This is a genomic window from Thalassospira indica (genome assembly GCF_003403095.1).
Lineage (GTDB): Bacteria > Pseudomonadota > Alphaproteobacteria > Rhodospirillales > Thalassospiraceae > Thalassospira > Thalassospira indica.
In genome coordinates, this window is sequence record NZ_CP031555.1 from 3,350,001 (window position 1) to 3,367,168 (window position 17,168).

Here is a 17,168-nt window from a genome sequence, read left to right on the forward strand (position 1 = left end):
GACCGGGTCCGGCGTCAGCGCCCGGCTTGCCATACAGCACGCCAAGGGGCTGATTGCACCGGGTCAGGTCCGGGTATTTGAAAGCGTGATCGGGTCGAGCTTTGAAGGATCGGTTGAAGCCACAACCCGCTGTGGCCCGCATGAAGCCATTATCGCCTCGGTCACGGGCAAGGCGCATTATAGTGGCAAGGCCAGTTTCTGGCTTGAAGAGGATGATGTGATCGGGCGGGGTTTTATTGTTGGCTGAGTTCACCAAGACAGAAACAGAAAAGGGATGCCATCAGCATCCCTTTTTACGTTTCGGACTTGGTCGGAGTTGGTTCGCCTATTCACGCGCCTTGCGCAGGCAGTCCATCAGGCTGTCGGCAGAACTTTGGATGTGGTTGGCGAGAAGCTCGACGGCCTCTTCGACATTCCCGGCCTTGCAAGCGTCAAATATCTGGTGGTGTTCGCGCTCGGCCCGGTCGGTTGCGCCGGAAAGGGCCAGCTGTGCCTGGGTAAAGCGCACGGTGTTGTTGCCGATCATGCGGACAATCTCGAGCGTCTTGGGACGGTTCGATGCGCGATAAAGCCGGTCGTGGAATTCGCGGTTAAGCTCCCCCCACTTGGAAACATCGCCGGACCGGAACGCCTCGTCATAGACCATCAGGATATCTTCGACCGATTTGAGGTCCGCCGGGGTCAGGCGCGGGACGGCATGACGCAGAAGATCACATTCAAGCAGCTTGCGCACTTCAAACAGCTCCTCGATCTCGTCAAGCGAGAGCTGCGAGACAATCGCGCCCTTGTGCGGCTGGAACGAGACGAGCCCTTCGGCATCAAGGCGCTGCAAGGCTTCGCGGACCGGAATGCGCGAGACATTATATTCACCCGCGATGGCATCCTGTCGCAATTGGTAGCCGGCAGGGAAATCGCCGGTCAGAATACGTGCACGAAGATCTTCGGTCACCTGATCGGTGATGGTACGGCGGGTAAATCGCGGTGATGCGGTCATTTCAGCTCTTTTATGGTGTTACCCCGACGCGACATGGCATGCTGATCAATCGGGCAAAGTTCCATCCGACAGAATCTGTCAGTTTTGCTATTCATAGCGTTGGGTCAAACAAGTCGCAATACAATTGCCTACTGTATTAGCAGCCAAACTTCGCCGATATACGACAAAGGGGGCATGAAGCCCCCTTGGCGTGATCGACAGCACTTTGCCTATTTGACAATGAAGCCATGGGCATAGGGATCGCGGTCATCAATGAAGATGGTGTTGTAGCCATGCTTGCGCGCCCAGCCTTCGATCCCCGGCACGACGGCATCAAATTCACCGACCTTGGTTTTCTCGACCACCGACACCCGGAACTGTGATCCGATAATGCTTTCATGGACCAACTCATGCTCGGGATCCCATTGCCCCTTGGCAACCAGTTGGGCGAGCCGGGCCGAGGAACCAGTGCCACATGGCGAGCGATCAATACCCTTGTCACCATAGAACACCGCATTGCGATGCGTGCTGTCAGGTTGGGTCGGCTTGCCGGTCCACTGGATGTGCGACAGGCCCTTGATATCGGGATAAAGCGGATGCACAAATTCGTTCTGTTCGTTCAGGCGACGGCGGAGTTCCGGGCTGATGCGTTGCAGGTCACCGGCCGAAAAATCAGCCATGTCGCGGTAGTTTTCCTGCGGTTCGACAATCGCATAGAAATTACCACCATAGGCAACATCGACCTTGATCGGACCAATATCGGGGCAATCGACTTCGATATCGGTTTTATAAAGGAACGACGGCACGTTGGTGAGCTTGACCGATTTTACGTAATCACCAACCTGATTATATTCGGCAATGACGAGGCCCGCCGGTGTTTCAAGGCGCAAACGACCGGGGGTTTTGGGTTTTACCAGACCTTCCTCGATCGCCATGGTGACAGTACCAATCGTGCCATGACCGCACATCGGCAGGCAGCCCGATGTTTCGATAAACAGCACCGCGACGTCATAATCATCCGAGGTCGGATCATAGAGGATCGAGCCCGACATAACGTCATGACCGCGCGGCTCAAACATCAGCCCGGTACGGATCCAGTCATACTCACGAAGAAAATGCGCACGCTTTTCAAGCATGGTCGCACCGTCAAGCTTGGGACCACCGCCGGCAACCAGACGCACCGGGTTGCCACAGGTATGACCGTCGACACAAAAGAAACTGCTTTTCGCCATGGATGGGGCCCTAGATACTATAGAAACGAGAGAAACGATTAATGCGATACGGGGTCATGTCGACCGGCGTTTTACCCGTTGCCATCAGATCGGCAACCAGACGCCCGGTCGTTGCCCCCAACGTCAAGCCAAGATGCCCGTGCCCGAAGGCAAAATAGGCATTGGCATGATGCGGGCTTTTGGAAATGACCGGGGTTGAATCGGGCATGGAGGGACGGAAGCCCATCCATTCGGTGCCGCCCTCGGCATTCAGTTTGGGCAGGACTTCCTTGCCCTTGGCAAACAGCGCCTTGGCACGTTCGTAATTTGGTGCAGCCAGAAGGCCCCCAAGTTCGACCGCCCCACCAACGCGAATGCCCATTTCAAGCGGACTTAAAACAAAGCTGTCATCGGCACAGACAATCATGCGCGATAGTTTGGCATCGTGATAGGGCACGGTGGTGTTATAGCCACGTTCGGTATCAAGCGGCACCGGCGAGCCCAGCCGTTTGGCCAGCGTCTTTGACCAGGCACCGCAGGCGACAACCACATGATCAAACGTGATCATGTCGCCAGCATCGGTGGTGGCAGCACGCGGTTTGCCATCGCGGAAGACAAAATTGGTGACATCGGCGGTCTCGAATTTACCGCCACGATCGAGGAAATGCTTGAAAATGCCGGTGGTGATTTTGAACGGATCAAGGACATGGCCCCAGTCTTCTTCCATCACGCCGCAGGCAAAGATCGGCGCCAGATCGGGCTCGATATCGCGCACTTCATCACCGGTCAGATCGCGCAGCTTGATACCGTTACGCCGACGCAGATCAATGGCATATTCGGCTGCCTGACGAGACGCATTGCTGCGATACACCGCCATCGCTCCGTGTTTTTTGAAAACCGCATCCGTAAGGCCAGCTTCCTTAAGCACCGGGTCGTAATCATCCCATGCGCGGTTGAGCAAGGTCGCCATATTGGTTGCGATCTGTTCGACCCGTTGCTTTCTGCTGGATGCCAGAAACATCAACAACCAGGGCATCATTTTGGGCAAATAGCCCCAGCGCACCGAAAGCGGGCCCAACGGGTCCATCAACCAACCGGGTACGTTTTTAAGCACGCCCGGCATCGCGACCGGCGCGCATTCGGAAACCGCGATTCCGCCCGCATTGCCAAAGGATGCACCCATGCCCGGTTCGCCGCGATCAAGAATTGTGACGTCATAGCCCTTATCGAGCAGCGCCAATCCGACATTGGCCCCGACAATACCCGCACCAATCACAACAACCTTTTGACCGGCGGCGGTATCAGATGGCGTAGCGGTTTTGGCTGATGTCATTTTGGGGCCTCTCGAATTTCGACGATGCGTATTTTGGTGCTTCTGAGCTGCAAACAGATAGCAGGAAGCTCCCCCACGAGATAAGCGGAGGAGCTCACTGTTTCATCAAATACCGTCTCAATGCAATCACGGTTTTGCGGGTACGCATCCTGATTGCAAAGGACTGCCGATCAGAGCGACGGGCGGGTATCGATGGCTTTCTGGATGGTGGCCTTGATGGTTTCAAGCTCTTCACCGACCAGCGGCAGACGCGGTGCACGGACGTGCGGTTTGCCAACGCCGGTCATTTCCTGGGCAAGCTTGATGTACTGAACCAGCTTGGCATGGACATCCATGTGCAGAACCGGGGTGAACCAGCGATAGATTTCAAGCGCTTCGGTGTATTTGCCTTCCGACAGCAGCTTCCAGAGCGCAACCGATTCTTTCGGGAAGGCATCGGTGAAGCCGGAAATCCAGCCAACCGCACCGAGAACCTGCGTTTCCATGACAAGATCATCCATGCCGCAGAACAGAACAAAACGATCGCCGCAGGCATTATAGATGTCGGTAATACGACGCGGATCGCCTGAGCTTTCCTTAATCGCGACAAGGTTTTTGACATCGGCAAGCTGGTTGAACTCTTCGGGCTTGATGTCGATGCGATAGGCACCCGGGTTGTTATAGATCATGATCGGCAGCTTGGTCGCGCCCGCGACCGTGCGGAAATGCTCGATATTTTCGCGCGGATCGGCGGTATAGACCATGCCGGGCAGAAGCATCAGGCCATCAGCACCGAGCTTTTCGCATTCCTGCACATAGCGGATGGCCGCACGGGTCGAATTTTCGGCGACACCGGACAGGACCGGGATACGGCCCTTGGTGACTTCGACAGCGAGCTTCAGAACGGCGATTTTTTCGTCCGGCTCAAGGGCAGTGTTTTCACCAACCGAGCCCAGCATAACGAGGCCATCAACACCGGCCGTGATCAGGTCTTCGATCTGTTTGGCGGTCATATCGAAATCGATCGAACCGTCTTCGTTCATCTGGGTGGCAACGGCGGGGAAAACGCCAGTCCAGTTTACCTGCATGGAAAGAAACCTCCTGATATGGCAGCACGGCAACATACCGGCGCCTTTAAGCATCACAGCCCCGATCAACGGCGACCGCATTCAATTCATGTATATTGTATACAAAACTAAAAATCGCGATGCAATGGGATTTTTGTTGAAATTATTTTGTCCGCAAAACTCACCGAATGACAGAGATGGTCCCGTTTGGCGAAAGTACTCCATCGGACATACGCCCGTCAGGAGGAGACAGATTGCACCTCAATCATCATTGCAAGAACGGATCGACCAGTTAGCACGACATATGGTTTAATCATCACCAGAGTTTTCAACCAATGAAACCGAGGACGATAATGACAGAGATGAAGGCTTTGTTGCGTTTTCCTGGTGAACGCAAACTTGCCCTAGCCAATTGCCCCATCCCGGCACCGGGCAAAAATGCTGTCCTTGTCAAAACGGCCTACTCTGTCATCAGTCCCGGAACGGAATTCGCCCAAGCCCACCAGACCCGCGCATCCTTGTTGCAAAAGGCATGGCAGCGGCCAGATCTGGTCGCGCTGACATTGAAACATCTGAAATCGGAAGGCTTTGGCAGAACGCGTGCGCGTGTTGAAAACCGTCTGGGGCGTCCGATGCCAATGGGCTATTGCGCTGTCGGGCGGGTTGAGGCCACGGGCGAGAATGTTACGGACCTCAGAGCCAGACAGCGTTTAGCGATTGCGGGGATGGGGCAGGCCAATCATGCCGAGTGGAATCAGGTTTCGGTTAACCTTGCCTGCCCGGTTCCGGATGCGGTGCCCGACCGCAAGGCTGTGTTTGCGACATTGTATGCCTTGGCCTTGCATGCCCTTCGGCAGGGAGAGACATCGATTGGTGACCAGGTTGCTGTTATCGGGGCGGGTTTGATTGGGCAGCTTGTCGCTGAGACAGCACGGGCTGCCGGTGCGTTGGTGACCGTGATCGAGCCTGATCTTGCGCGCCTCAAGATTGCAACGGGCGAAAGCCGTGCAGTCGGTTTCGCCAAGGCAAGCGATGCGTCGCAAAGCGGATTTGACAGCGTCTTTATCTCTGCGCCGGGCAAGGGAAATCATCGATTGATCGACGACGCCGCCCGCCTTTGTCGTGACCGGGCCACAATCATATGCGTTGGCGATGTGACGCCGAATGGCCAGCGCAAGGCGCTGTATGAAAAGGAAATCACCATTCGGCAAGTCCGGTCCTATGGGCCGGGGCGTTATGATCCCAATTATGAGGAACGTGGCGAAGATTATCCGCTTGGTCACGTGCGCTGGACCATTAAGCGCAACATGCAGGCCGCCCTTGATCTGATGGCAGATGGCCGCCTTGATCCGACGCCACTGATCACATCCGAGATTGATTTTGCCGACATCGCAGATCACTTCGCCAAGGGGCCAGACCCAGCACAATTGGCGACACTGGTGCGATATAGAAATGCAGAAAACGTCCCCCTAAAGCCCCCTGCTCTGTCGGTGCGGACATCCGTACTGACACATGATCATCTGCGGGTCGGACTGATCGGGGCGGGCAACTATCTGGGGGGCGGTTTGTTGCCCCTGTTGCGAAAGCACCCGAAAGTCGAAATCACGGCCTGCTGTTCTCAAAATGGATTGGCAGCAGTTGCGCTGTCAAAGCAGATTCATGGTCTTCGCATGTATGGCGGAGCGAAGGGGCTGCTTGAGGATCAGAGTCTCAACAGCGTTATCATCGCCACGCGCCATGACAGTCACGCCGAATTGGCCGCCGCGTCCATTCTTGCTGGCAGAAATGTCTGGCTGGAAAAGCCGATTGCAATTGATCGCGCGGGTCTGGACTTGCTGCGAGAAATCGCTGATCGCATGCCGCGAAACATCTTCATGGTCGGGCATAATCGGCGTTATGCGCCGATGGCTGCGAAACTGCGTGAAGCGCTGCCAACTGGCGTAAAACAATTTCACTATCGGGTTCGTATCACGCCGCTTCCAACCGGTCACTGGCTTCATCATTCGGATCAGGGTGGGCGCACGATTGGTGAAATCAGTCACTTTATTGATCTGATTATGAGCCTGATCGATAGCGAGCTGAATGAGCTCAATTGTCACTGGATTGATCGCACGGCGGGTGACAGCATCTGGCAGCTGAGTTTTGCCGATGGATCAATGGGCGAGGTCAGTTACTTGCACGGCAATCGGGTTGAGCCCAAGGAAGTGCTTGAGGTAACGGCGCCAAATTTCTCGGTCAGCCTGTTTGACTGGAAAATGCTTCGGATCAACCGCCGTATCGTAACACGCAACTGGTTTGGGCAGGATAAGGGTCAGGCGGCTGCGATTGAGGCCTTCGCAAGCGCCGTTTTAAGTGGCGAGCGCTCTGCCCTGATGCCAAGCATTGAAAACGAGATTGATCTGATGGCGCGTATCCTGATGGCCGCCAACACGACCACCGCCCAAACGCCAAATTAAAGCAGTCCTGCGTAAAGGATCAGAAGCGGCAAGGTCAGCATACTTATGATGGTGGTTAGCAAGATCGTCGTGGATGACCGATCAATGCAAACATTATAACTGCCCGCGACAATTGCGACATTCGCCCCGCTTGGCAGTGCAGCCACCAGTGTGACGATCATCAGCCAAAGCGGCGGCAGATCGAAAATGAAATGCCCGACCGAGAACACCAGAAGCGGCTGGACAAACATTTTGGCCGTGGTGCAGAGCAAGCTGGCACTGAGGTTACCGCGCACCGACTGCCCGTAAAGCCCGGCCCCGACAAGCAAAAGCGCAATGGTCGGACCGGCTGTGCGGAAGCGTTCAAGCGTGCCATCGACCATTTCCGGCATGCGGATTTCAAACAGCGATGCCAGAACCCCAAGCACAATCGCCGCAATGATCGGATTTCTGGCCACACGCACGATGCTGCGAAATACATTGGATAGCCAATGACCGTCGCCGCCGCGGCTGCCCTCAACAATCAGAATTGTCATGCCCATCAGGGTGACTGGATGGATCGACAGCACGATCAAAAGCGGCACCAGGCCTTCTTCGCCGTAAACCGCCTGCACCAGTGGAATGCCAAGAAGAACGATGTTGGAAAAGACGCCTCCCATCGCAGTGACGGCTGCTTCATCAGTTTTGGCACTCAGCCAAAGCTTGGCGATTATAAACACTAGCGCGAAGTTCAACAGCACGCCGGAATAATAACTGCCCCAAAGCCGCAGATCGAAATGCGCGCTGATGTCGGATTGCGACAGGGTCTGAAACAGCATCGCCGGGATAAAGGCATTCATGGCAAGCTTGGCCAAAAATGGAATGCCTTCACGCTTGATGATTTTGATGTGGGTAAGAAGAAAACCGCACAGGATCGTCAGAAAGACCGGTCCCACTTTTCCGACGATCAGATCAAGCATGTTTCCCCCATGGCAAGAACGGCGCAACAGATCGGGAAAACCACGTCGATCACGCAAAAAGAAAGGACAGCATCATTGACGCTGTCCTGTCATAGTACAAATGATTGCGCAGACTTACCAGCCCCGCCCGGCAAATTGACCGGCAAGGCAGCCATGCGTATCAGTCACTTGGGCTTGTCTGCACGCGCTTCACCGCATCTTTCCAGCCATTCAGCAATCCCTGACGGCGGCCCGGCTCGATATCGGGCTCGAAGCTGGCATCAAGGTGCCATTTCTCTGAAATATGATCGAGATCGCGGTAAATACCGGCCTGCAATCCGGCAAGATATGCCGCCCCAAGTGCCGTGGTTTCGGTGACTTCGGGACGTTCGACCGAAATGCCCAAAACGTCAGAAAGCATCTGACACATCCAGTCATTAGCGACCATGCCGCCATCAACCCGCACCGCCTTGGGCGAAACACCATCGGCTGCCATCGCCTCGAACAGATCAAACGTCTGATAACAAACGCTTTCAAGGGCCGCACGCACGAACTCGCGCGGTCCGGTATCACGTGTCAGGCCAAAAATCGCCCCGCGAGCATCCGGGTCCCAATAAGGTGCGCCAAGGCCGGTAAAGGCCGGGACAAGGTAAACACCATGATTGTCATCAAGTGATTTTGCCAGCCCTTCGGTTTCGGCCGCCGACTTGATGATACCAAGCCCGTCGCGCAACCATTGCACCGCCGCCCCGGCAACAAAGATCGCGCCTTCGATGGCGTAACTTGTTTTGCCATTGATGCGATAACCAACCGTGGTCAGAAGACGGTGTTGCGAGGTTACGGCCTCATCACCGGTATTCAGGATGACAAAGCAGCCGGTGCCATAGGTACTTTTGATATCACCCGGTTCAAAGCAGCACTGACCGAATGCCGCCGCCTGCTGATCACCCGCCATGCCCAGAACCGGGATTTCAGCGCCGAACAGATCGGTATCGGTTACCCCGAAATCAGCCGCACAGTCCTTGACATCGGGCAGCATGTTGCGCGGGACGCGGAAGATTTTGCAAAGCTCGTCATCCCAGGCGTTGTCGCGAATATTGAAAAGGTTGGTGCGGGCCGCATTGGTCGCATCGGTTGCATGCGATTTGCCGCCGGTCAGACGCCATAAAAGGAAACTGTCAACCGTGCCAAAGGCCAGATCACCCTGATCGGCGCGTGCACGGGCACCGGTTACATGATCCAAAATCCAGGCAACCTTGGTGGCCGAGAAATAAGGATCAATCAAAAGACCGGATTTGGCATTGACCGCCTCTTCAAGCTTGGGATCACGCTTTTTAAGCTCATGACACAGCGCTGCCGTCCGGCGATCCTGCCAGACAATCGCGTTATAGATCGCCTTGCCGGTCTTGCGATCCCAGACAACGGTGGTTTCACGCTGGTTGGTGATGCCGATTGCGGCGACCTTGGCGACATCAACCCGTGCCAATGCCTCCTTGCAGACGGCGACTACGGTGCTCCACAGATCTTCCGGGTCATGTTCGACCCAGCCACTATTGGGGAAATGTTGCGGGAATTCCTGCTGGGCGACGGAAACGGAGCGACCGTTTTCATCAAAGACAATGGCGCGTGAGCTTGTCGTTCCCTGATCAATGGCAAGGATATAGCGCGTTTCTGACATGTTTGTTTTCCTCCCGAGCCGGCAGGTTTCCTGCCATTCGACCCTGCATACATTGATGCGTTGCGGCCCGTCCTAATGACGGTGCCATTGGTTTTATCGCTCTATTTAGAAAAAAATCGCGGCAAAAAACAATTCGTTTTCGAAAATTTTTCTGCGCAATGCGTTCATACCCCTGATTTACAAAGGAATTTTCAGGCCGGTTTTGGTGATCAAACAGGCGGGAAAAACGTGCCCGCTTAGCTCGGCACAGGGTTTGCAACGAAAACAGGAGAATGAATTTCAACCGGCATCTTTTTCCCCATGGAGGTTTCTGATGGGATTGTATGAAACGTTGGCTGCTGTCACCAACACCGCACAAAGCGCCAAAAGTGCGGCCAGTTTCCGCCAGACCATTTCATCGAACACCGTCCCGCTTCCCGAAAAGAAGAAGGAAGAAAATGCCGAGCTGGCCTATATCCGCGAACATGGTTTCACGACCTATGTAAAGGAAATCGAGGAACGCAAGATCGAAGAATTGCGTGCGAAGATCCTTCAAAGCATGGGCCTTGATGAAGAGAAACTGGCCGAAATGGATGCCGATGATCGCCAGGCTATCGAAAAGGTCATTGCCGATGCCATCGAGCAGCGCCTGAACGGCAACAGTATGGCCGAGGCCGAACTTGGAAAATCAGCCGACGGGGATGAAACCGCCGATGAGCGCCGCGACCGTCTGCAGGCACGGATCGCCTTTAACCCGAACATGTTCGATGTGTTTACCGAATTGCAGTCCGAACTGCCAAGCGGCTCTTCGCAGTCGATTACCGGCACGCAGGACGAACAGGATGAAGCCTCTGGCGCGCGCAAGAAAAACATCTTTGATGTCTGAGTGCGGGCCTTGTGGCCTTCAATACAAAAGGGCGCTGCGAGTTGCAGCGCCCTTTTTTTTATGCCTTCTGGGGGGATAAGCGTTATTCGTCAACGCCGCCCATGCAGACATATTTGACTTCGAGGTAATCCTCGACACCGTATTTCGATCCTTCACGGCCGACACCGGATTGTTTGACGCCACCAAACGGTGCCACCTCGGTCGAGATGATGCCGGTATTGACCCCGACAATCCCGCTTTCAAGGCCCTCGGCCAGTTTCCAGATCCGGTTGATGTCACGCGAATAGAAGTAGGATGCCAGACCGAACTCGGAATCATTGGCCATCTCAAGCACTTCATCATCGGTTTTGAACCGGATCAGCGGTGCCATCGGGCCAAAGGTTTCCTCGCGGAAGACGGTCATTTCGCGGGTGGCATCGGCAATCACGGTCGGCTGGAAGAAAGAGCCGCCCTTTTCATGACGCTTACCACCCGTCAGGATACGGCCACCCTTGGCAACCGCATCTGCAATCTGGCTTTCGACCTTTTCGACAGCCTTTTCCGTGATCAGCGGGCCGATCACAACGCCTTCGTCTGCACCATTCCCGACGGTCATTTTGGCAACCTTGGCCGCGTATTTCTCTGCGAACTCGTCATAGATTGCATCATGGACAAACAGACGGTTGGCACAGACACAGGTCTGACCGGCGTTACGGTATTTGGACGCAATAGCCCCTTCGACCGCCGCATCGATATCGGCATCTTCACAGACGATGAACGGCGCGTTGCCGCCAAGCTCCAGGCTGACCTTTTTGACGGTATCGGAACACTGACGCATCAACAAACGCCCAATCGCGGTCGAACCGGTAAAGGTCAGTTTGCGGACCTTGGCATTTTCGGTCATTTCCGCACCGATCACCGGTGCATCACCGGTCACGATGGACAACAGCCCCTTGGGCAAACCGGCACGTTCGGCCAGAATTGCCATGGCAAGGGCGGAATACGGTGTTTCCATCGCCGGTTTGACCACCATTGAACAGCCAACGGCCAGGGCCGGGGCGGCTTTGCGGGTGATCATCGCGGTCGGGAAGTTCCACGGCGTGATGGCGGCACAAACACCAATCGGTTCTTTCAGAACCATCACACGGCGACCTTCGGCAAAGGTCGGGATCACATCGCCATAGACGCGTTTGGCTTCTTCGGCAAACCACTGCAGGAAGGATGAGCCATAGGCGATCTCGCCCTTGGCCTCGGTCAATGGTTTACCTTGCTCTGCCGTCATCAGTGCGGCCAGGTCGTCCTGATTTTCCATCATCAGGTCGTACCATTTCATCAGGATGCCTGCGCGTTCCTTGGCGGTGCGCTTTTTCCAAAGCTTCTGCGCCTTTTCGGCGACATCAATGGCATGCGCAACTTCATCACGGCCAAGGACCGGAACCGTGCCAAGCACTTCACCGGTTGCGGGGTTGGTTACCTCGGCTGTTTTCCCGTCTGGGGCATCGACCCATTCCCCGCCGACATAGGCCTGCTGGGTGAAAAGACTGGGGTCTTTAAGCGAAATCATTTGAGTGCCTCCGGAAAGCATTATTGGGAGCGACATGATCGGACGCTGATCCTTATCTAGTCTGCTCCGTGGTGGATGCCACATTTTTGCGAGATATTTCCCCAATAGCAATCGCAAACCGGGGTCGAGGCCTGCTTTGCTAGAAGATTTCATCAAAGGACAGCCAACCACCGCCGATTAGCAGAACCTGCGATATTTGCGCAAAAAAGCGGGAACAACAGTGTTGCTCCCGCCATGATCAGTCATCGCGTTATTATGTTATGCGCAAAAACACACCTAGTTCGACAGCGTCCCGAAATAGCCCGGCTGATAATCAATCGGCAGAAAGCGGTCATGAAGCTGTTTGAAGGTTTCATCGGGATCGATATCTGCAAACAGTTCGGGGTGAAACCATTTGGCTATCTGCTGAATGGCGACGAATTGATAGGGGCTATTGTAAAACTGATGCCAGACCGCATGGAATGCTTTGGTCTTTTGCGCCTTGATGCCGAGATATGCCGGGCGGGTCGGATAGAATTTCAGCTTTTCAACGATTTCGTCCGGGTCGGCACCCGGACCAACCGGAACCCATTTGCCGCCCGGCACATAGACATCCCACATCGCGCTGGTGACAATGATGTGGTCCGGATCGGAAACAATGACCTGTTCGGCATTGATCTGCCCGAAGGTGCCTGGGATCAGGTCCTTGGCAATATTGTCGCCACCGGCCATTTCAACCATCGCACCGAAATTGCCATCGCCAAATGAATGGCAGCAATCCTCGTAAAACCCGGCGGCGCGGTCGATGAATACCTTTGGACGTTCCGGTTTCACACTGGCCAGACGATCAGTGATTTTTGCGATTTCCTCAGCACGGAACGCGATAAATTCCTCGGCACGGTCTTGCTTGCCAAACAGTTTTCCGAACAAACGTATGGAGGGTTCGGTATTGACTTCCGGGCTGTTGCGAAAATCGACATAGACCACCGGAATATCAAGGGCCCCAAGCTTTTCGATATAGGCGGCTTCTTCCACCGCGCGCTTGGTTTCAAGATTGAGGAAAACGATGTCAGGCTTTTGCGCAATCGTGGTTTCGATATCAATCAGGCTTTGCTCCAGCCCCTCGAAGGCCGGGATATCGGCAAATTCCGGGAACTTCGCAAGATAGGCCTGATAGGTTGCCGGATCGGCTTCGATCAGGTCCTTGCGCCAACCGACAATGCGCGCCGCCGGATTTTCGCGATCAATGGCGGCAATGATGTAAAGCTGGCGCCCTTCGCCAAGGATGGCACGTTTGATCGGGACATTGACCGCAACTTCGCGCCCGGCAATATCGGTTACCGTGACGGTTTCTGCCTGTGCTGAAATCGGCCCAATCAGGACCAAAACCAAACCAATAAGTATCTGTGAAATTTTACGCATCCTCGTTTTACTCCCCTGATAGCTCAGTCGGGTTTGTCGTACGACCGACACCAACGCGCGTCACAGCGGTCAGCACCAAGCCGACGAAATAGACAAAACCGACGAGAAAATAGATGTTTGAAAGCCCGGAAACCTGCGCGAACCAGCCGCCAACTGCGATCCCAGCAATCGATGAAAACTGGGCTGTGCTTTGCGCCAGTCCCAGCAAATATCCTTGCTGATGATCAGACGCGCTGCGTGACACCAGTGCGGTCAGAACCGGCGTGGTCGCGCCCAAAAGCATTCCCCACAGGAAATACATCGCGGCAAAAACAATGACCGACCCGGTCAGCCCGGCCGTTACGGTCACGACCACGCATCCGGCAATGACCAGACACATTCGCCCCAGAACGTTTTGCGCAGAACGTCCTTCGAAATAACGCGCCCAAAGAGGCGCCGTTGCGACAAAGCCCAGTGCCAACAGGCCATAGCACAGGCCAACAACCCAGTTGCCGACATCAAAAGTGTGCAGGACATAAATCGGAAACGGCGATTGCGTCACCATTCGGCCAAGCAACAGAACGCCGATGATCGTCAGCAAGGAAATGACCTGTGGCGATCGCAGCATGCTTGGCTTGGTATCCGGTCTGTCACCTGTCTTAGGCCGCACCGGAGCGGCGACAGTTGGAAGCAAAACCCAAACCGAAATCATGCACAGCGCACACAGGATGGCCGCCGAAAAGTTAATCCAAAAGAAGCTGGCAAGATCAAGGATCACACCACCAAGCAACGCCCCGCACAGCGAGCCGAGATTGGTCGACACCTGCAAATAGGCAAACAGCTTTGCCCGCCGTGCCGGGCTTTCGATGCTGACGCCGTACGCCTGCGCTGGTGCGATATAGCCGGCACACGCCCCTTGCAAAAACCGCAAGCTCAGGATCGAGAAGACATCACCGGCATAAGCCAGTGCCAGCTGGGTTGCGGCCAAGCCAAAAAGGGCACGTATCATCATCGCCTTGTGGCCGAACCGATCCCCGACCCGCCCCCAAAACGTGCTGGTCAACATGATACCCAGCATCGGCCCGACATAAACGCCGACACTGGCGACGGCGAACAGATCATCCGAACTGGTAAGCGAACGCAGATGAACGGGCCAGAACGGCCCGCTCATTTCCATTGCGCCCATGGATACCAATTGCAGGACAAACAGGAGATGGATTTTCCTGTTTGCCCCGATCAGGTTTCCGGTCACATCAGAAGTCCGCGGTTAGCGACAACAGTGCTGTACGCGGAGCGCCCAACGAGACGAAGCGCCACTGGTTCACACCCGAATAGTAACTTTCATCGGTGACGTTCTGAACCGTCGCCCGAATGGTTACGGGGGTGTCGTAAAGTTCAGTCTTGTAACGCGCACCGATATCAAGCGTGGTCCATTCCGGAATGTCTTGAGTATTGGCGGTATCGACAAATTGCGACGATGTGTGTGTGACCGTACCGCTTAGTGTCAGACCATCGACAAACGGGGTGTCCCATTCGCCAACAAGATTGATCTGCATTTCAGGCGTTCCAACCGGCCGCTTGCCCAAGTCATCTGCGTTGACGGCTTCGGTGATTTCCGATTCAAGGAACATCACACCACCAAGCAACCGAATATCATCCGTCACCTGGCCAAAGACATTGAGCTCAATACCGCGGTTTCGCTGTTCGTTATCGGCAGTGAAGATATTGGTGCCGTCATCGGTGTCACCGTCCGGCTGCGTGATCTGGAAGGCGGAGATGGAACCGCCAATATTTCCGAAATCAAGTTTGATGCCGGTTTCAATCTGTTTGGCGACATAAGGTGCCATCGCTTCGCCCGCGTTGGCGGCACTGCTGGGTGCAATATCGCCCTGATTGAGGCCCTCGATATAGTTGGCGTAAACCGACACAGTTTCAGTCGGCTTAACAACGATGCCTGCCATCGGACTGATTTCGCTGTCGTCATAGGAGCTGCTAACAACACCGCTGCTGTAGTTATCAACAGCAATGCTTTGATGACGCGCCCCAAGGGTGACGAGAACCGTTTCATCAAGGAAGGACAGCGTATCGGCCAATGCAAAGCCGGTTAGTTCCGATGCAGATGTTTTGGGCTTGCCGGCCGGGGCACTGACGGCAATCGGCGCGACCGCAGCCGTGGTGTAAATGTTGGCCGACGGGTTTGATCCGGCATTGCTGATGCCCTGACGTAGCTCGTCTTCGTAACGTGTCGCTTGAAGTGAAAGCTTGTGCTTGACCTCACCGGTTTCAAATTCGCCCCGCACGCCGGTGCTGGCAGACCAGCGGTCGGTTTGGAAACGGCGATAGGAAAGACCACTGTCGATGTAATCGCCAGCCGCATTTTGGACCGTTGGCGTGCCAAACAGGCGATCAAGTTCCGTGCGCCCGCCGCCAAAGCTGCCAAAGACCGTAACGTCATCAAACAGGTCATATTCCGCCTGAACCATGCCAGAGCGATCCACGGCATCGGACCATTCCCAATCCTGAATGAGGTTGGTGGAACCATCAGGCGCGTCGGGAATGGCAAAGCCGGAATTGAAACGCAGTTCGCGTGCAGGCGCATCGAGGTTTTCACGCTGATCAATCAGGTCAACCGATGCCCGGAAACGATCCCCTTGGTAATCAAGGGCCAGCGCACCAAGGGATGCTTCACGCGTCTGACGATCCAGATACGTATCGCCATTGTGATAACCACCGTTAAAGCGAACGCCAAATTCGTCATCCGCCCCGAAACGGCGGCTGAAATCAATATCGCCGCCAGCTTGTTCACCGCGACCGTAATCAACGCTTGTTCGTGTCAGATCCTTTTCACCGGCCCGCTTTGGCACGATATTGATCGCCCCGCCAACAGCGCCGGTGGGCGACATACCGTTTAGCAACGCATTGGGACCTTTGACGACTTCGATCCGCTCTGCCAAACCGGACATCACGCGATAGGTTGGCGCCACCCCATAGGCACCGTTGAACGAAACTTCGCCGGTATTAAACAGATTCACGCCAAAACCACGGATCTGATAGGTATCGAGGTTGGCGGTTTCGGCATTCGGCGCACGCACAGACGGGTCATTTTGCAGAATATCCGCGATGGTTTCGGCCTGCTGATCGGCGATATAGTCGCTGGTGTAGCTGGTGATGCTGACCGGGGCATCCATGATGTCGGTATTGCCGAGCATGCCCAGTCGTCCGCCGGTTGCCACCTGCCCGCCAGCATAGGCCGGGGCAAGATCGGATTGTGCACTGGTGGCCTCGACAATCACCGGATCGGTGACCATTTCGCCGCTGGCGCTATCCTGCGTGCTTGTGTCGGTAATGATCAGCGAACGGCTGCCGATTGCGCGATAGGATAAATCCGTACCGCGAATAAGCATTTCGATTGCGCCCGGGACAGAGAGCTCGCCGCGAATTTCCCGCGATCCTGCGATTTCCGGCAGATCGATGGTATAGGCGATGCTCCAGCCGGAAACATCGCCAATCTGGCTGATACCCTCGGCGATTGACGTGACGCTGAAATCAAAGCTGTAAAGTGCTTGTGCGAGCTCGACCTGCTTGCCCGGCACGGTTTGAGTGTTGGTTTCCGCCGCCATCAAACCGGTCGGCAGACCGATTGAGGACGTCATCAACAATGCCGAGATCAGGATATTCTTTTTTGATTTTGCCTGCTTGGAATACAAATTCCCGCTCCATTATGAGATTGGTTTTTCAGGCAGGTCCCCCTGCACCTAGAAAAACA

The 17,168-nt window shown here is 55.1% G+C and carries 13 protein-coding genes (1 of these 13 only partly in view); 3 read left to right on the plus strand and 10 right to left on the minus strand.

Annotation, left to right across the window (positions count from 1 at the left end; translation table 11 throughout):
- A protein-coding gene (locus tag DY252_RS15795) for a proline racemase family protein (RefSeq protein ID WP_064788603.1) crosses the window boundary here: on the plus strand, window positions 1-247 show its 3' end. The gene continues 776 nt to the left of window position 1, outside the view; 247 of the gene's 1,023 nt are visible here — the last part of the coding sequence; the start codon falls outside the window, past its left edge; its stop codon occupies window positions 245-247.
- A 78-nt stretch (window positions 248-325) separates the two neighbouring features.
- On the opposite strand, the gene DY252_RS15800 is transcribed toward DY252_RS15795, so the two are convergent.
- The 4 genes from DY252_RS15800 to DY252_RS15815 all read right to left on the minus strand — a co-directional run bounded on the left by DY252_RS15800 (window position 326) and on the right by DY252_RS15815 (window position 4,584).
- Complete coding sequence (locus DY252_RS15800; RefSeq protein WP_008890092.1) at window positions 326-994, minus strand: GntR family transcriptional regulator; 669 nt, start codon at window positions 992-994, stop codon at window positions 326-328.
- A 209-nt stretch (window positions 995-1,203) separates the two neighbouring features.
- Window positions 1,204-2,205 (minus strand): 4-hydroxyproline epimerase, encoded by a 1,002-nt coding sequence (locus DY252_RS15805; RefSeq protein WP_064788352.1) that lies wholly within the window; start codon window positions 2,203-2,205, stop codon window positions 1,204-1,206.
- A gap of 10 nt (window positions 2,206-2,215) precedes the next feature.
- Window positions 2,216-3,517, minus strand: coding sequence for an NAD(P)/FAD-dependent oxidoreductase (locus tag DY252_RS15810; RefSeq protein WP_064788353.1), 1,302 nt, complete (start codon window positions 3,515-3,517; stop codon window positions 2,216-2,218).
- 170 nt (window positions 3,518-3,687) lie between these two features.
- Window positions 3,688-4,584, minus strand: a complete 897-nt coding sequence (locus DY252_RS15815; RefSeq protein ID WP_008890095.1) for a dihydrodipicolinate synthase family protein — start codon at window positions 4,582-4,584, stop codon at window positions 3,688-3,690.
- Between the two features lie 332 nt (window positions 4,585-4,916).
- On the opposite strand from DY252_RS15815, the gene DY252_RS15820 reads away from it, so the two are divergent.
- Window positions 4,917-7,019 carry a bi-domain-containing oxidoreductase gene (locus tag DY252_RS15820; protein WP_165374915.1) on the plus strand — a complete coding sequence of 701 codons (2,103 nt, stop codon included), beginning with the start codon at window positions 4,917-4,919 and terminating at the stop codon, window positions 7,017-7,019.
- On the opposite strand, the gene DY252_RS15825 is transcribed toward DY252_RS15820, so the two are convergent.
- Together DY252_RS15825 and glpK are read right to left on the minus strand one after the other, a co-directional pair.
- On the minus strand, window positions 7,016-7,957 hold the full coding sequence (locus DY252_RS15825) for an AEC family transporter (protein ID WP_063087976.1): 942 nt from the start codon (window positions 7,955-7,957) through the stop codon (window positions 7,016-7,018). The genes DY252_RS15820 and DY252_RS15825 overlap by 4 nt on opposite strands.
- Before the next feature lie 160 nt (window positions 7,958-8,117).
- On the minus strand, window positions 8,118-9,614 hold the full coding sequence (glpK, locus tag DY252_RS15830; protein ID WP_064788356.1) for a glycerol kinase GlpK: 1,497 nt from the start codon (window positions 9,612-9,614) through the stop codon (window positions 8,118-8,120).
- A 313-nt stretch (window positions 9,615-9,927) separates the two neighbouring features.
- On the opposite strand from glpK, the gene DY252_RS15835 reads away from it, so the two are divergent.
- Complete coding sequence (locus DY252_RS15835; RefSeq protein WP_064788357.1) at window positions 9,928-10,479, plus strand: hypothetical protein; 552 nt, start codon at window positions 9,928-9,930, stop codon at window positions 10,477-10,479.
- A gap of 82 nt (window positions 10,480-10,561) precedes the next feature.
- Here the strand turns inward: DY252_RS15835 and DY252_RS15840 are convergent, their stop codons facing one another.
- The 4 genes from DY252_RS15840 to DY252_RS15855 form a co-directional block, all read right to left on the minus strand.
- Window positions 10,562-12,022, minus strand: a complete 1,461-nt coding sequence (locus tag DY252_RS15840) for an NAD-dependent succinate-semialdehyde dehydrogenase (protein ID WP_064788358.1) — start codon at window positions 12,020-12,022, stop codon at window positions 10,562-10,564.
- Between the two features lie 276 nt (window positions 12,023-12,298).
- Entirely contained in the window at window positions 12,299-13,423 is a 1,125-nt protein-coding gene (locus DY252_RS15845; protein WP_064788359.1) for an ABC transporter substrate-binding protein, read from the minus strand.
- 7 nt (window positions 13,424-13,430) lie between these two features.
- Complete coding sequence (locus DY252_RS15850) at window positions 13,431-14,654, minus strand: MFS transporter (protein ID WP_064788360.1); 1,224 nt, start codon at window positions 14,652-14,654, stop codon at window positions 13,431-13,433.
- A gap of 1 nt (window position 14,655) precedes the next feature.
- Window positions 14,656-17,109, minus strand: coding sequence for a TonB-dependent receptor (locus tag DY252_RS15855; protein WP_082923417.1), 2,454 nt, complete (start codon window positions 17,107-17,109; stop codon window positions 14,656-14,658).
- Window positions 17,110-17,168 lie beyond the last annotated feature (59 nt).

Bases quoted from the DNA above. Each gene is read 5' to 3' on its own strand.
- DY252_RS15800 (WP_008890092.1), bottom strand. From the start codon at position 994: ATGACCGCATCACCGCGATTTACCCGCCGTACCATCACCGATCAGGTG.
- DY252_RS15805 (WP_064788352.1), bottom strand. From the start codon at position 2,205: ATGGCGAAAAGCAGTTTCTTTTGTGTCGACGGTCATACCTGTGGCAAC.
- DY252_RS15810 (WP_064788353.1), bottom strand. From the start codon at position 3,517: ATGACATCAGCCAAAACCGCTACGCCATCTGATACCGCCGCCGGTCAA.
- DY252_RS15815 (WP_008890095.1), bottom strand. From the start codon at position 4,584: ATGCAGGTAAACTGGACTGGCGTTTTCCCCGCCGTTGCCACCCAGATG.
- DY252_RS15820 (WP_165374915.1), top strand. From the start codon at position 4,917: ATGACAGAGATGAAGGCTTTGTTGCGTTTTCCTGGTGAACGCAAACTT.
- DY252_RS15825 (WP_063087976.1), bottom strand. From the start codon at position 7,957: ATGCTTGATCTGATCGTCGGAAAAGTGGGACCGGTCTTTCTGACGATC.
- glpK (WP_064788356.1), bottom strand. From the start codon at position 9,614: ATGTCAGAAACGCGCTATATCCTTGCCATTGATCAGGGAACGACAAGC.
- DY252_RS15835 (WP_064788357.1), top strand. From the start codon at position 9,928: ATGGGATTGTATGAAACGTTGGCTGCTGTCACCAACACCGCACAAAGC.
- DY252_RS15840 (WP_064788358.1), bottom strand. From the start codon at position 12,022: ATGATTTCGCTTAAAGACCCCAGTCTTTTCACCCAGCAGGCCTATGTC.
- DY252_RS15845 (WP_064788359.1), bottom strand. From the start codon at position 13,423: ATGCGTAAAATTTCACAGATACTTATTGGTTTGGTTTTGGTCCTGATT.